Genomic DNA, 12959 nt, shown 5'->3' on the forward strand with positions numbered 1-12959 from the left:
CCCGCGGGAGCCGTTGAACGCCGCGCTGCGGGCACTGCTGCCGCCGCCCGGGGCCGGTCCCGCGCAGGTCGCCGCCTGGTGGCGCGGCCTGACGCCGGGCGCCCGGGCGGCCCTGACGGAGGGTCGGCCGGATCTGGTCGGCGCCCTGGACGGCCTGCCCGCCCGCGACCGGGACCGCGCCAACCGGCTGCAGCTGGCCCGTCTGCTGGAGCATCCGGACGTGCTGCCCGGCCCGCTGCGGGACGGCCTGCGGGCGGTCGCCGCCCGGCTGGCCGGAGGCGATCCGGCCGGCAGCGACCTGCTGCTGCTCGCACTCCGCGCGGAGGGCCAGGGCCGGGCGGTGCTCAGCTACGGCGACCCGGACACCGCGGACGACGTGGCGGTGTACGTGCCGGGCTTCGGCACCGAGCTGGCCGCCGCGGGCCGCGGGGACGCCGATCGGGCGGAGCGGATCCGCACCGCCGCGGCCGGCTGCGGGGGCGGTCGGACGACGGCCTCGATGGTGTGGCTGGGCTACGACGCCCCGCCGAACGAGGGTCTGAGCCTGCGTTCCGCGCAGGTCGCGGGCGACGCCCGGGCGAAGGCCGGCGCGGCCGACCTGAACGGATTCCTGGCCGGGCTGCGGGCCGCCCGGCCGGGCGAGCCGGCGCACGTCACGGCGGTCGGGCACAGCTACGGCTCGCTGGTCGTCGGGCTGGCCGCCCGGCAGGACGGCGCCGGGATGGACGACGTGGTGCTGGTGGGCAGCCCGGGCGCCGGGGTGGACCGGGCGGACCGGTTGAAGGTGGGTGCCGACCACGTGTACGTGGGCGTGGCCGAGCACGACCCGGTCGGCCGGCTGCCGGCCGGTGCCGGGGTGGCCGGCGGGATGCTGCTGGGCGGCCCGGCCGCCGCGGTGATCGGGCAGGCGGCCGGCCCGGACGAGCTGTGGTTCGGCCGGGATCCGGCGGACGCCGGGTTCGGTGCGCACCGCTTCGAGGTGGCGCCGGGCGATCCCGGGCATCCCTTCGACAGCCACTCCGCCTACTTCGACGCTGCCCCGGACGGGCCGTCCGCCTCGTTGGCGAACATCGGCCGGGTGGTCGCCGGGCGGGGCGCGGAGACCACCGCGGTGCCGCCGCGCTGAACCCCTCGGAGGCCCGGCTCGGTGCGGAGGTCCGGGCGTCAGCGCGGGGAGGGCTCGGCCGGGTGTCCCTGGCCGTTGTGGTCCTCGGGCAGCCTGAGGATGTGCTGCAGCCAGAGCGCGGCGGCCATCACGGCGGCACCGGCGAGCACCGCGAAGCCTGCGGTGACCGCCTGCGACTTGCGGGCGGCGATGTCGAGCTGCTCCAGCAGGTAGACCCCGGTGCCGGCGTAGATGCCGGTGACCACCGCGGAGACCAGCGCGCTGGCCTGGGCGAGCACCAGGGCCCGGGCGGCGTGCAGCGGGTCCACCCCCTTGGCGTCCGGCTGCCGGTCGCGGACCGCCTTCAGTCGGGACCGCAGCGAGATCGCGGTGGCGAGCAGCACCACGGCGACCGCCGCGAGTACCAGGGGTGCCGCGGCCGGCACGCCGGGCAGGCTGCCGAGCGACCCCCAGAGTTTGGCCCCGGACCAGGACAGCACCCCCGCCACGGCGGTGATGCCGAGCAGCAGGCGCAGACGGAGCGGCTTCACGCGGACGATGTCCTTCCCGGTGGAGGCGACGGACTGCTGTCCCTGACGGACCGTCGCGGTGCGGCGGTGCGAGCCCACCGTACCGGGCCGTCCGGCGGTCCTATTCCGGCAGGCGCAGCTGCAGGTCGGCGCGGCGGCGGACGCCCTGGGCGTCCTCGCCGCCGAGTTCCTTGAGCAGGTCGGCGACGGGGCCGCGGCCGGGCACCTCGGCGGCCGGGTCGGCGTCCAGCCAGGGGGCGAGCACGAAGGCGCGTTCGTGGGCGCGCGGGTGCGGCAGCAGCAGGTGGGGGTCGTCACTGAGGACGCCCTCCACGGCGAGGATGTCGACGTCGAGGGTGCGCGGGCCCCAGCGGACCTCGCGGACCCGCCCGAAGGCGTCCTCGACGGCGTTGCCGCGCTCCAGCAGGGACCGGGCGGGCAGCGTGGTGCGCACCAGCACCACGGCGTTGAAGTAGGACGGCTGGTCGGCGGGGCCACCGACGGCGTCCGTCTCGAACACGCCGGACACCGCGGTGACCTTGATGCCGGGAGTGTCGGCGAGGGCGTCGACGGCGCCCTGGAGGGTCTCCAGGCGGTTGCCGAGGTTGGCGCCGAGGGCGATCGCGGCGTGGCGGACGGTCTGCAGGGTGGAGTCGGCACTGTCCACCCGGCGCTCCAGGTCGAACGTGGTCGGCGAGGCGGTCGGGTCGCTGGTGCTCATCGGGTTCCCTCTGCGGCTCGGGGGCGGGGCAGCCGGCAGGTCATGCGCGGCCCCGGTGAATGGTGACGGTGACGTCGTCGAACGGGACGGTGATCGGGGCGTCCGGCTTGTGCACGGTGACCTCGACCTCCTGGACGGGCTCGTGCTTGAGGCACTGGTCGGCGATGCGCTGGGCGAGCGTCTCGATCAGGTCGACGGGGTCGCCGGCGATCACCGCGGTGACCTCCTCGGCGATGACGCCGTAGTGGGCGGTCTTGGTGAGGTCGTCGCCCGCCGCGGCCGGCCGGGTGTCCAGGAAGAGCACGAGGTCGACGACGAAGGTCTGGCCCTCGATGCGCTCCCGTTCGAAGACGCCGTGGTGGCCGCGGGCACGCAGGCCCCGCAGGGTGACGCGGTCCAGCAAACGAATCACTGCTCCCAGGAAGACGGCCCCGACCGAGGACAGGGCGAAGGCGGGCACCGTCGCCCGCCGTCCCTCGAATCTACCTCCGGGTGCCCGCGGTCCAGACCGTCTACCCGGCAGGGCCGGGCGCCACGCGCGCCGGATCGGCGATTGACGTGAACGTTTCGTGCCGCTCCGGCGACGCTGCGGGGCCGTCCTCCCGGGTCAGTCCTCGTCCTCGTCGTCTCCGCTGGTCAGAACGGGTGAGCCGTGGTGCGACCAGATCCGCCAGCCGTCCTGGGTGCGGCGGAAGAGGTTGGTGGAGACGACCTTGCCGCCGACCAGCGGGCCGAGCTCGCCCTCCTCCTCGGCCTCGCCGCCGGAGAGGATGTTCTCGGTGCAGGTGACAAGGGCCACATCGCCCTGCACCTCGCACTCGACGTCGGTCAGGAAGAACTGGATGTACTCGGTGTTCGCCATGATCAGCATGTACGAGCGGGTGACCTGGGCCCGCCCGCGCAGCACCGGCCAGCCCGGGTGGACGCAGACCACGCCGCCCTTGTCGTCGGCGTCCCCGGCGCCCAGCCAGATGGCCTCGACGGCCTCCAGGTCGCCGTTCTCCAGCGCTTCGTAGAGTGCCTGGTTCGCCGCCAGTACGGCCTCGCGGTCCACTTCCAGGGCCGCCGCCCGGTCGCCGCTCATCGCGCCGCCTCCGGTCGGGGGGCCCGCCTCGTCGTCGTCCCGCACCGCGCCTCCTGCCGGGCTCCTGCCACGCCTACCCCCTTCGGGCGGCCTGCTGCCAGGCCGCGACCACTCGTACGGCGTCCGCCGTGCCGGCCACGTCGTGCACCCGGACGGCCCAGGCGCCGGCCCGGGCGGAGAGCACCGAGACCGCCGCCGTGGCGTCGTCCCGCTGCCTCGCCGGGCGCAGCTCCCCGGTTTCCGGGTTGGCGAGCAGCGTACCCAGGAAGCGCTTGCGCGAAGCGGCGACGAGCACCGGGCGGCCGAGCGCGGTCAGGGCGTCGAGCCGGCCGAGCAGCGCCCAGTTGTGCTCGCTGGTCTTGGCGAAGCCGAGGCCGGGGTCGAGGACGAGCTGCTCCTCCTTGACGCCGGCGGCCAGCAGGGCGGCGATCCGGGCGGTGAGTTCGGCGGTGACGTCGGCGACCACGTCGTCGTAGACGGCGAGGGAGTCCATGTCGGCGGACTGGCCGCGCCAGTGCATCACCACGAAGGGGGCGCCGGTGGCGGCCACCACCTCGGCCATCCCCGGGTCGGCGAGGCCGCCGGACACGTCGTTGATCAGCCGGGCGCCGGCCTCCACCGCAGCGGCGGCGACGTTCGCCCGCATGGTGTCCACCGAGACGACCGCACCGGCGGCGGCGAGCTTGCGGACGACCGGGACGACCCGGCGCAGCTCCTCCTCCTCGGTGACCCGCTGGGCCCCGGGCCGGGTGGACTCGCCGCCGACGTCGATCAGGTCGGCGCCCTGGGCGGTGAGCCGCAGTCCGTGCGCGACCGCCGCGGCGGGATCCAGCCACAGGCCGCCGTCGGAGAAGGAGTCGGGGGTGACGTTGACCACCCCCATCACGGCGCAGCGGTCGAGGGTCGGGAGGCCGGGCAGCGGGTTGTCCATGGGGCCATTATCGAGCCACCCGACGGCCCGATCAGGACGCCGGAACGCGCCCGCGGCGGGCACCGGGGAAGCGGTGCCCGCCGCGGGCGGGTGGTACGGGCCGCTGCGGGCCGGTCGGTCAGGCCGCCTCGGTCACCGCGGCGAGCCGGGCCTGGTCGGGCTCGGGCATGAGGCCCTGGCGCTGCTTGGCGCGGCCCAGGCGGGGCATGCCGAGGGTGATGAAGGCCTCCGCCTGCATCGCCGCGAAGCCGATCCGCGGGAGGTCCCGGGTCTGCTTGTAGACGAGGAAGCGGGGCTCCCACTCCGGCTGGAACTTGGCGTTGAACTTGTACAGCGACTCGATCTGGAACCAGCGGGAGAGGAACACCAGCAGGCCGCGCCAGGCCCGCAGCACGGGGCCGGCGCCGATCCGCTCGCCGCGGGCGAGGGCGGAGCGGAACATCGCGAAGTTCAGCGACACCCGCTTGATGCCCATCGCGGGGACGGCCTGCAGGGCGGCGACGATGAGCAGCTCGTTGAGGCCGGGGTCGGCCTCGCGGTCGCGGCGCATCAGCTCCAGCGAGATGCCGTCGGGGCCCCAGGGCACGAAGTGCAGCACCGCCTTGAGGTCGCTGCCGGGCGGGCCGGCCGGCTCGCCCTCGGCGGGCGCCTTGTGGGCGGTGACGACGACGCAGCGGTCGTCGGTCGGGTCGCCGAAGCGGCCGAGTGCCATGGAGAAGCCGCGCTCGGTGTCGGTGCCGCGCCAGCGGCAGGCGGCGTCGGCGATCTGCCGGCGCTCCTCCACGGTGAGGTCGCCGACCCGGCGGACCTGGCACGAGTAGCCGTTGCGCTCGATCCGCTTGACCATCTGGCGGACGTTGCGCATGGCACGGCCGGAGAGCGAGAAGGTGGCGGTGTCGACGATCGCCTCGTCGCCGAGCTCCAGGGCGTCCAGGCCGGCCTCGCGCGTCCAGACCTCGCCGCCGACCTCGCTGCAGCCCATCACCGCCGGCACCCAGGCGTGCTCGCGGGCCTCCGCCATGAAGACCTTGATCGCGCCGGGCCAGGCCTCGACGTCGCCGACCGGGTCGCCGGAGGCGAGCATCACGCCGGAGACGACGCGGTAGGAGATGGCGGCCTTGCCGGAGGGCGAGAAGAGCACGCTCTTGTCGCGGCGGAGCGCGAAGTAGCCGAGCGAGTCGCGGGTGCCGTGCCGGGCGAGCAGGTCGCGGACCTTGACCTCGTCCTCGACGGTGAGCTCCGGCTCGGGCTTCTCCGGGCGCAGCAGCAGGTAGGCGGAGGTGAACGCGGTCAGCAGGCCGAGGGCGCCGAGCGAGTAGGCGACCAGGTCGGAGATCCGGTCGGAGCCGTAGCGGATCGGGCCGTCGAAGCCGAACAGGCCGTAGACCGTCTCCTGCAGGCGCTGGACCATCGACGGGTCGCCGATCTCCGACTTCGGGTGGACGCTCACGATCAGCAGGCCGAGCAGGACGCTGAAGAGGCCCATGACGACCAGGTTGGCGAGTGCGCGCCAGCGGGTGCGCGGGTCGGCCTTGGCGTAGAACTCGCGGCGGTGCACCAGGATCACCGCGAACAGCACCAGGGAGATCACGGCGGGGCCGGTCTGGTGCCAGCGCAGCAGGTGCAGGGCGGCGCCCACGGGCAGCAGGACGACGACCGCGCGCCAGGCCCGCCGCTTGCGGCGGCGCAGGGCGTGGGCGAGGAGCACCAGCAGCATGCCGACCATGAGCGTGCCGGCCGCGGCGAGCGTGGTGGTCGCGCCGGGCAGCTGCCCGGCGAAGGTGTGCATCCGGGTGTGGCGGAGCTTGGGGAACACGGCGCTGCAGATGTCGAGCAGGCCGATCAGCAGGCAGGCGTAGCCGACCACGCCCGGGAGCCAGGCGCGGGGGACGGCCGCCGCCTGGGTGCGCAGCGTCTGCAGCCCGCCTCGGCGGGACTGCTCGGTCGACGGCTCAACGGACACGGGAACGCTCATGGAAGCTCAGCGTAGGGGCTGATCCGGGTTGTCCTGTCACTCCGAAGTAGGAGTTGTGATGGACCTTCATGACTATTCCTTGCTCGGGCAATCCGCTGGTCAAGAAGGCCCCCTCGGCGGGCATGCCGGTCGGGGGCCTCCCGGGCCGAGGGGAGCCTGGGGGACGGGTGGTGGACCGCTCCCGGCCCGGTCCGGCAGGGACCGGGGGCCGGGTGACGGTCGCGGGTGACGGCGCGCAGCGGCCGTCGCGACAGGGACGGTGGTTCACGCACTGCACTCGGTGGACGCCGCATTCTAGGGCCTCGGTTGCACGCGGATCGGCACCCCGGGTGGAGGCGGAATCCGACGCCCGGTCAGGCTAGCCCCGGTGGCCCGGGCCGGTGGGCGAACGCACGATGAACCCTGGCCCACCCCCGCCCGATGGAAGGCGCCGCCATGGAACTGACCAGCAGGTCGCTGGTGTACTCGCTGATCGCGACGGCGGCCGTGGGCCTGGTCGCCACCCTCTGGCTGTGGCCCCGGCTGGCCCGCCAGCGACCGCTGCCGATGCTCGGGCGCCTCGGCCTGCTGACGGTGGTTCAGGTCTCCGTGCTGGGGGTGATGGCGCTGGCGGTCAACAACACGTACAGCTTCTACACCTCGTGGAACGACCTGTTGCACCCGGGCGGGGCGGCCCTGGCGCTGACCAGTTCGGAGCACGCCAAGGGTGCGGCGCCGGACTCCCAGCAGCTGGTCGAGCCGACCTCCGAGGGCGGGCTGGAGACGGTGAAGGACGTGCTGCCGGCCGGCAAGCCGGAGGAGGTCGGGCGGGTCGACTCGGTGAAGGTGACGGGCGCCGAGTCGGGGCTGTCCGACCAGGTCTTCGTCTACCTGCCGCCGGAGTACTTCGTCCCGAAGTACGCACGCGAACGGTTCCCGGTGATGCTGGCGATCGGCGGCTACCCCGGCCCGTCGCTGCACCTGGTGGAGGGTCTGCGGGTGCCGCAGACGGTGTCGGAGCTGGAGCAGGGGGGCCGGATGTCGCCGACGATCGTGGTGATGGCCCGGCCGACGGTGGCACCGCCCCGGAACACCGAATGCGTGGACGTGGCGGGCGGGCCCCGTTCGGAGACCTGGTTCACCAAGGACATCCCTACGGCGATCAGGTCCGCCTACCGGGCGAGCCGCTCCCCCGCCTCCTGGGGGGTGTTCGGGTACTCGACCGGGGGGAGCTGCGCGCTGCGGATGGCGATGCGCAGCCCGGACGCCTTCCCGAACGCGGCCGCGCTGCACGCCGACTACCAGGTGCCGAACGACCGCTGGACGGACGGTGACCTGTTCCACGGCGACGCACAGGCCGCCTCGCAGTCCGACCTGAACTGGCGGCTGAAGAACCTGCCGGCCCCGCACGCGGCGCTGCTGGTGGTCAGCACCAGGACGGAGGACAACTACCAGGCGACCCAGCAGTTCCTGGCCTCCGCCCAGCAGGCCGCGGCGAACAACCCCGACTTCACCGTGGACTCGCTCTTCCTGGACGACGGCGGGCACAGCTTCGAGACCTGGCGCCGGGAGCTGCCCGCGGCACTGGAGTGGATGAGCGACCACCTGGCCCCGCCGCCGGACCGCGAGCCGCGGCAGTAGCCGCGGCCTGCCCCCGCGGCCCGTCCGGCGGGCCCGGGAACGCGTCCGGCGGGCCGGTCGGGGACCGGCCCGCCGGACGGACCGTTCGGGGTGCTGCGGGCGTGCTGCGCCGGCTGCTACCTGGCGGCGATCAGGCTCATCGCCTCGGCGCGGGTGGCCGGGTCGCGGAGCTGGCCGCGCACGGCCGAGGTGATGGTCTTGGCGCCGGGCTTGCGGATGCCGCGCATCGACATGCACATGTGCTCGCACTCGATGACGACGATCGCGCCGCGGGGCTCCAGGATGCGCATCAGGGCGTCGGCGACCTGGCTGGTCAGCCGCTCCTGGACCTGCGGGCGGCGGGCGTAGACGTCCACCAGCCGGGCGAGCTTCGACAGACCGGTGATCTTGCCGGTGGTGGCCGGGATGTAGCCGACGTGCGCGACGCCGCGGAAGGGCACCAGGTGGTGCTCGCAGGTCGAGAAGACCTCGATGTCCTTCACCAGCACCATCTCGTCGTGACCGATGTCGAAGGTGGTGGTCAGCACGTCCTCGGGCTCCTGCCAGAGCCCCGCGAATATCTCCTGGTAGGCGCGGGCCACGCGGGCCGGCGTCTCCAGCAGGCCCTCGCGGTCCGGGTCCTCGCCGACGGCGATGAGCAGCTCGCGCACCGCGTTCTCCGCACGCTTCTGGTCGAAGTGCCCGATGGCGGGCTCGCCCTCGAGAGTCACCGGGTCGATCATGCGGGGCCTCGCTTGCCTCATTGCCGTAGGGGTTCGTTCGTCGGGCACCGGGCCCGGCAGCACGAATGCCGCGCCTCCAGGGTACAAACCCCGGTGGCGCGGCATTCATTCCGTACGGCGGCCGCTCAGCTCTCGGAGGAGCCCTCGGCGGGCGGCAGCTTCATGACGTCCACCGGGTTGGCCTCGTGGGAGGAGGCGACGCCGTTGGTCAGCGCCAGCTCCTTCGGGGACTGCACCGGCGGGCGGGTGGAGGGGGTGCGGCGGGAGGAGCCCGTCCACGCGGGGCGGGCGGGGCGCTTCACGATCGGGGCGAAGATCTCGGCGATCTGCTCCTTGTTCAGCGTCTCCTTCTCCAGCAGCTCCAGCACGAGGTTGTCGAGCACGTCGCGGTTCTCGACCAGGATCTCCCAGGCCTCGTTGTGCGCGTTCTCGATGAGCTTCTTGACCTCCTCGTCCACCAGCCCGGCGATCTCCTCGGAGTAGTCGCGCTGGTGGGCCATCTCACGGCCGAGGAACGGCTCGGAGTCGCTGGAGCCGAACTTGATCGCGCCGAGGCGCTCGCTCATGCCGTACTGGGTGACCATCGCGCGGGCCGTGGCGGTGGCCTTCTCGATGTCGTTGGACGCGCCGGTGGTCGGGTCGTGGAAGACCAGCTCCTCCGCGGCGCGGCCGCCCAGCATGTAGGCCAGCTGGTCGAGCATCTCGTTGCGGGTGGTCGAGTACTTGTCCTCGTCCGGGAGCACCATCGTGTAGCCCAGGGCACGGCCGCGGGACAGGATGGTGATCTTGTGGACCGGGTCCGCGTTCGGGGAGGCCGCCGCGACCAGGGCGTGGCCGCCCTCGTGGTACGCGGTGATCTTCTTCTCCCGGTCGGACATGATCCGGGTCCGCTTCTGCGGGCCGGCCACGACGCGGTCGATCGCCTCGTCGAGGACGAGGTTGTCGATCAGCTTCTTGTCCGAGCGGGCGGTCAGCAGGGCCGCCTCGTTGAGGACGTTGGAGAGGTCCGCGCCGGTGAAGCCGGGGGTGCGCTTGGCGACGGCCGAGAGGTCGACGTCGGGCGCGATCGGCTTGCCCTTCTGGTGCACCTTGAGGATGTCCAGGCGGCCCTGGAGGTCGGGGCGCTCGACGGCGATCTGCCGGTCGAAGCGGCCCGGGCGCAGCAGCGCCGGGTCCAGGATGTCCGGGCGGTTGGTGGCGGCGATCAGGATGACGCCGCCCTTGACGTCGAAGCCGTCCATCTCGACGAGCAGCTGGTTCAGCGTCTGCTCGCGCTCGTCGTGGCCGCCGCCGAGGCCCGCACCGCGGTGCCGGCCGACGGCGTCGATCTCGTCGACGAAGATGATCGCCGGGGCGTTCGCCTTGGCCTGCTCGAACAGGTCGCGCACCCGGGAGGCACCGACACCGACGAACATCTCGACGAAGTCGGAACCGGAGATGGAGTAGAACGGCACGCCCGCCTCGCCGGCCACGGCACGGGCCAGCAGGGTCTTGCCGGTGCCGGGCGGGCCGTACAGCAGCACGCCCTTGGGGATCTTGGCGCCGACGGCCTGGAACTTCGACGGCTCCTGCAGGAACTCCTTGATCTCCTGGAGCTCCTCGACCGCCTCGTCCGCGCCCGCGACGTCGGAGAAGGTGGTCTTCGGGGTGTCCTTGGTGAGCAGCTTGGCCTTGGACTTGCCGAACTGCATGACCCGGGAGCCGCCACCCTGCATCTGGTTCATCAGGAACAGGAAGACGAGGACGATGATGACGATCGGCAGCATCGACAGCAGGAGGCTGACGAAGGTCGACTGCCGCTCCGGGGTAACGGTGTAGTTGTTGGGCAGCTGGCCGTTCTTGTACGACTGCTGGAGCGTGTCGGCGATCGCGTTCGCCTGGCCGTCCGAGACGTACGAAGCCTGGAACTTGCTGCCGCTGGGGGCCTTGCCGTTGGCCTTGGCCGGCAGCTGCTGGCCGTCCTTCAGCTCGATCTTGATCAGGTTGGAGTCACCGGTGGTGAGCTGCGCCTGCTTGACCTGGTTGCTGTTGATCGCCGCAATGACCTGGCCGGTGTCCGCCGTCTTGTAGCCGCTCGAGTCCGAGACGACCTGCATCAGCACGATGACGGCGAGGACGGCCAGCACGATCCACATGATCGGCGCACGGAAGTATCGCTTGACGTCCATCCATGCGGGGCGTTGCCGCCCCGTCCCTCCTGCCACTCGACGGCGCTACGCGGCCTCGGCCGCGGCGCATCCGGTATCTGCTCATGAGAAGAGCGGTTCATTGGACCGTACCGCAGTACCACCCACGCGTGGCGGGAGCACGACGGCACGACGTATTTTCCTACCTCGGCACAACGGGTGGGAACGGTGTGCTGTTCCCACCCGTCGCCCGGACGGCGTCAGCCGCCGTAGACGTGCGGCGCGAGCGTGCCGATGAACGGCAGGTTGCGCAGCTTCTCGGCGTAGTCGAGGCCGTAGCCGACCACGAACTCGTTGGGGATGTCGAAGCCGACGTACTTGACGTCGATCTCCACCTTGGCGGCGTCGGGCTTGCGCAGCAGGGTGCACACCTCGAGCGAGGCGGGGCGGCGCGAGCCGAGGTTGCCGAGCAGCCAGGACAGCGTCAGACCGGAGTCGATGATGTCCTCGACGATCAGCACGTCCCGGCCGGCGATGTCGGTGTCGAGGTCCTTGAGGATCCGCACCACACCGGAGGACTTGGTGCCCATCCCGTACGAGGAGACGGCCATCCAGTCCATGGTCACCTGGGAGTGCAGCGCCCGGGCGAGGTCGGCCATCACCATGACGGCGCCCTTGAGCACGCCGACCAGCAGCAGGTCCTTCCCGGCGTAGTCCCGGTCGATCCGCTCGGCCAGCTCAAGCAGCTTGGCGTCGATCTCGTCCTTGCTGATGAGCACCTTCGCCAGGTCGGCGCCCATGTCGTTCTGATCCACCGGGGATACGTCCTCAAACGTTCGGGGTCTGTGTCGGCGGCGGCTCCGCGACCGGTTGCCGCTAGTCGCTCTGCCGCCGAAACACCAGCGTGCCACACCTGCGGCTCGCTTCGACCCCCCCGGGTAGGTGCAGCGGCCCCTGGCCGCGCCAGCCGGTGACGAGCAGGTCGACGCTCTCCAGGTGCCGGGCGAACAGGTCGCCGGCCGGGCAGCCCGCGCGCAGCGCGGCCCGGCGCAGCACCCGGCGGCGGACCGCGGGCGGCAGTTCGGCGAGCCGGCCGACGTCCAGGGCGCCTTCGGCCGTTCGGAGGTCGCGCTCCGCGAGGGCGGCCCACTGGTCGAGGGCGTCGGCGTCGTCGCGGAACAGCCGGGCGGTACGGGCGAGCGCCTCGACCACGCCGCCGCCGAGGTGCTTCTCCAGCACCGGCAGCACCTCGTGGCGGACCCGGGCGCGGGTGTAGGCCGGGTCGGAGTTGTGGGGGTCGTCCCAGACCGGGATGGACTGCGCCGAGCAGGCCTGCCGGGTGGCGGCGCGGTCGAGTTCGAGCAGCGGGCGGCGGTAGCGGCCCTTCTGGGCGGGCATGCCGGCCAATGAGCGGGCGCCGGAGCCGCGGGCGAGGCCGAGCAGGACGGTCTCGGCCTGGTCGTCGCGGGTGTGGCCGAGCAGGACGGCGAGCGCGCCGTGCCGTTCGGCGGCGGCGTCGAGGGCGGCGTAGCGGGCGTCCCGGGCGGCGTTCTCCGGGCCGCCGTCCCGGCCGACCCGGACGGGGACGGCCTCCACCGGGTCGAGGCCGAGTTCGCGCAGCCGGACGGCGACCTGCTCGGCGCGTTCGGCGGAGCCGGGCTGAAGGCCGTGGTCGACGGTGACGGCGCCCACCCGCAGGCCGAGCTTGGGCGCCTCGAAGGCGGTGGCGGTGGCCAGGGCCATCGAGTCGGCGCCGCCGCTGACGGCGACCAGGACGAGCGGGGAGCCGGGGGCGGCGGGGGTGCGGGGCAGCCCGGAGGGGTGGCGGCGGGCGTTGCCGATCAGGGTGGTGGCGCCGGCCGGCACGAGGGCGGCGGCGGCCGGCCGGCTGTGCGGGGCGCGGACCGGTACGGCGGTGGGGACGCCGGCCTCGGCCGCGAGGTCGGCGAGGGTGCGGCGGACGGCGAGGCGTATCGCCGCGACGGCAGGATGAGGGCCCACGGGGTGCACTCCTTGACGGAGACGGGGAGGGACGGCGCCGGCCCGGGCGGCGGGGCGGGGAACCTCGCACGCTCACGGTCACCGGATGCTCACAGATGGTCGCAGAAAGCGGCCCCCTGCCAGGCCGTGCACGCCAGCGAGGGG

Annotated in this window: 12 protein-coding genes; 2 read left to right on the forward strand and 10 right to left on the reverse strand. The window is 73.2% G+C overall.

Annotation, left to right across the window (positions count from 1 at the left end; translation table 11 throughout):
- Positions 1–1126 (forward strand): alpha/beta hydrolase family protein (locus KSNIM_RS17390; protein ID WP_263104127.1); only part of this gene is annotated, 1126 nt, incomplete at its 5' end.
- A gap of 38 nt (positions 1127–1164) precedes the next feature.
- On the opposite strand, the gene KSNIM_RS17395 is transcribed toward KSNIM_RS17390, so the two are convergent.
- From KSNIM_RS17395 to KSNIM_RS17420, 6 genes are all read right to left on the reverse strand, one after another.
- Positions 1165–1656: a DUF3180 domain-containing protein gene (locus KSNIM_RS17395; RefSeq protein ID WP_263104128.1), complete on the reverse strand. Its 492-nt coding sequence runs from the start codon at positions 1654–1656 to the stop codon at positions 1165–1167.
- A 100-nt stretch (positions 1657–1756) separates the two neighbouring features.
- Positions 1757–2356, reverse strand: coding sequence for a 2-amino-4-hydroxy-6-hydroxymethyldihydropteridine diphosphokinase (gene folK, locus KSNIM_RS17400; protein WP_263104129.1), 600 nt, complete (start codon positions 2354–2356; stop codon positions 1757–1759).
- 40 nt (positions 2357–2396) lie between these two features.
- Positions 2397–2756: a dihydroneopterin aldolase gene (gene folB / locus KSNIM_RS17405; RefSeq protein ID WP_095875504.1), complete on the reverse strand. Its 360-nt coding sequence runs from the start codon at positions 2754–2756 to the stop codon at positions 2397–2399.
- 207 nt (positions 2757–2963) lie between these two features.
- The gene (locus tag KSNIM_RS17410; RefSeq protein ID WP_263108001.1) at positions 2964–3440 is read right to left on the reverse strand and encodes a nuclear transport factor 2 family protein; all 477 of its coding nucleotides are present in this window, start codon (positions 3438–3440) and stop codon (positions 2964–2966) included.
- A 73-nt stretch (positions 3441–3513) separates the two neighbouring features.
- The gene (gene folP, locus KSNIM_RS17415) at positions 3514–4371 is read right to left on the reverse strand and encodes a dihydropteroate synthase (protein WP_263104130.1); all 858 of its coding nucleotides are present in this window, start codon (positions 4369–4371) and stop codon (positions 3514–3516) included.
- A gap of 118 nt (positions 4372–4489) precedes the next feature.
- On the reverse strand, positions 4490–6346 hold the full coding sequence (locus KSNIM_RS17420) for a phosphatidylglycerol lysyltransferase domain-containing protein (RefSeq protein WP_263104131.1): 1857 nt from the start codon (positions 6344–6346) through the stop codon (positions 4490–4492).
- 435 nt (positions 6347–6781) lie between these two features.
- On the opposite strand from KSNIM_RS17420, the gene KSNIM_RS17425 reads away from it, so the two are divergent.
- Positions 6782–7966 (forward strand): alpha/beta hydrolase, encoded by a 1185-nt coding sequence (locus KSNIM_RS17425; protein WP_263104132.1) that lies wholly within the window; start codon positions 6782–6784, stop codon positions 7964–7966.
- 116 nt (positions 7967–8082) lie between these two features.
- Here KSNIM_RS17425 and folE read toward each other — a convergent pair whose 3' ends face one another.
- The 4 genes from folE to tilS all read right to left on the reverse strand — a co-directional run bounded on the left by folE (position 8083) and on the right by tilS (position 12815).
- Positions 8083–8688 (reverse strand): GTP cyclohydrolase I FolE, encoded by a 606-nt coding sequence (gene folE, locus KSNIM_RS17430; RefSeq protein ID WP_095873605.1) that lies wholly within the window; start codon positions 8686–8688, stop codon positions 8083–8085.
- A 125-nt stretch (positions 8689–8813) separates the two neighbouring features.
- Positions 8814–10856, reverse strand: coding sequence for an ATP-dependent zinc metalloprotease FtsH (gene ftsH / locus KSNIM_RS17435; protein ID WP_263104134.1), 2043 nt, complete (start codon positions 10854–10856; stop codon positions 8814–8816).
- A 218-nt stretch (positions 10857–11074) separates the two neighbouring features.
- On the reverse strand, positions 11075–11629 hold the full coding sequence (gene hpt, locus KSNIM_RS17440) for a hypoxanthine phosphoribosyltransferase (protein ID WP_263104135.1): 555 nt from the start codon (positions 11627–11629) through the stop codon (positions 11075–11077).
- Between the two features lie 61 nt (positions 11630–11690).
- Positions 11691–12815, reverse strand: a complete 1125-nt coding sequence (gene tilS, locus KSNIM_RS17445; RefSeq protein WP_263104136.1) for a tRNA lysidine(34) synthetase TilS — start codon at positions 12813–12815, stop codon at positions 11691–11693.
- Positions 12816–12959: the final 144 nt, after the last annotated feature.

It is taken from the genome of Kitasatospora sp. DSM 101779 (genome assembly GCF_025655475.1).
In the GTDB taxonomy this organism is placed as follows: Bacteria; Actinomycetota; Actinomycetes; order Streptomycetales; family Streptomycetaceae; genus Kitasatospora.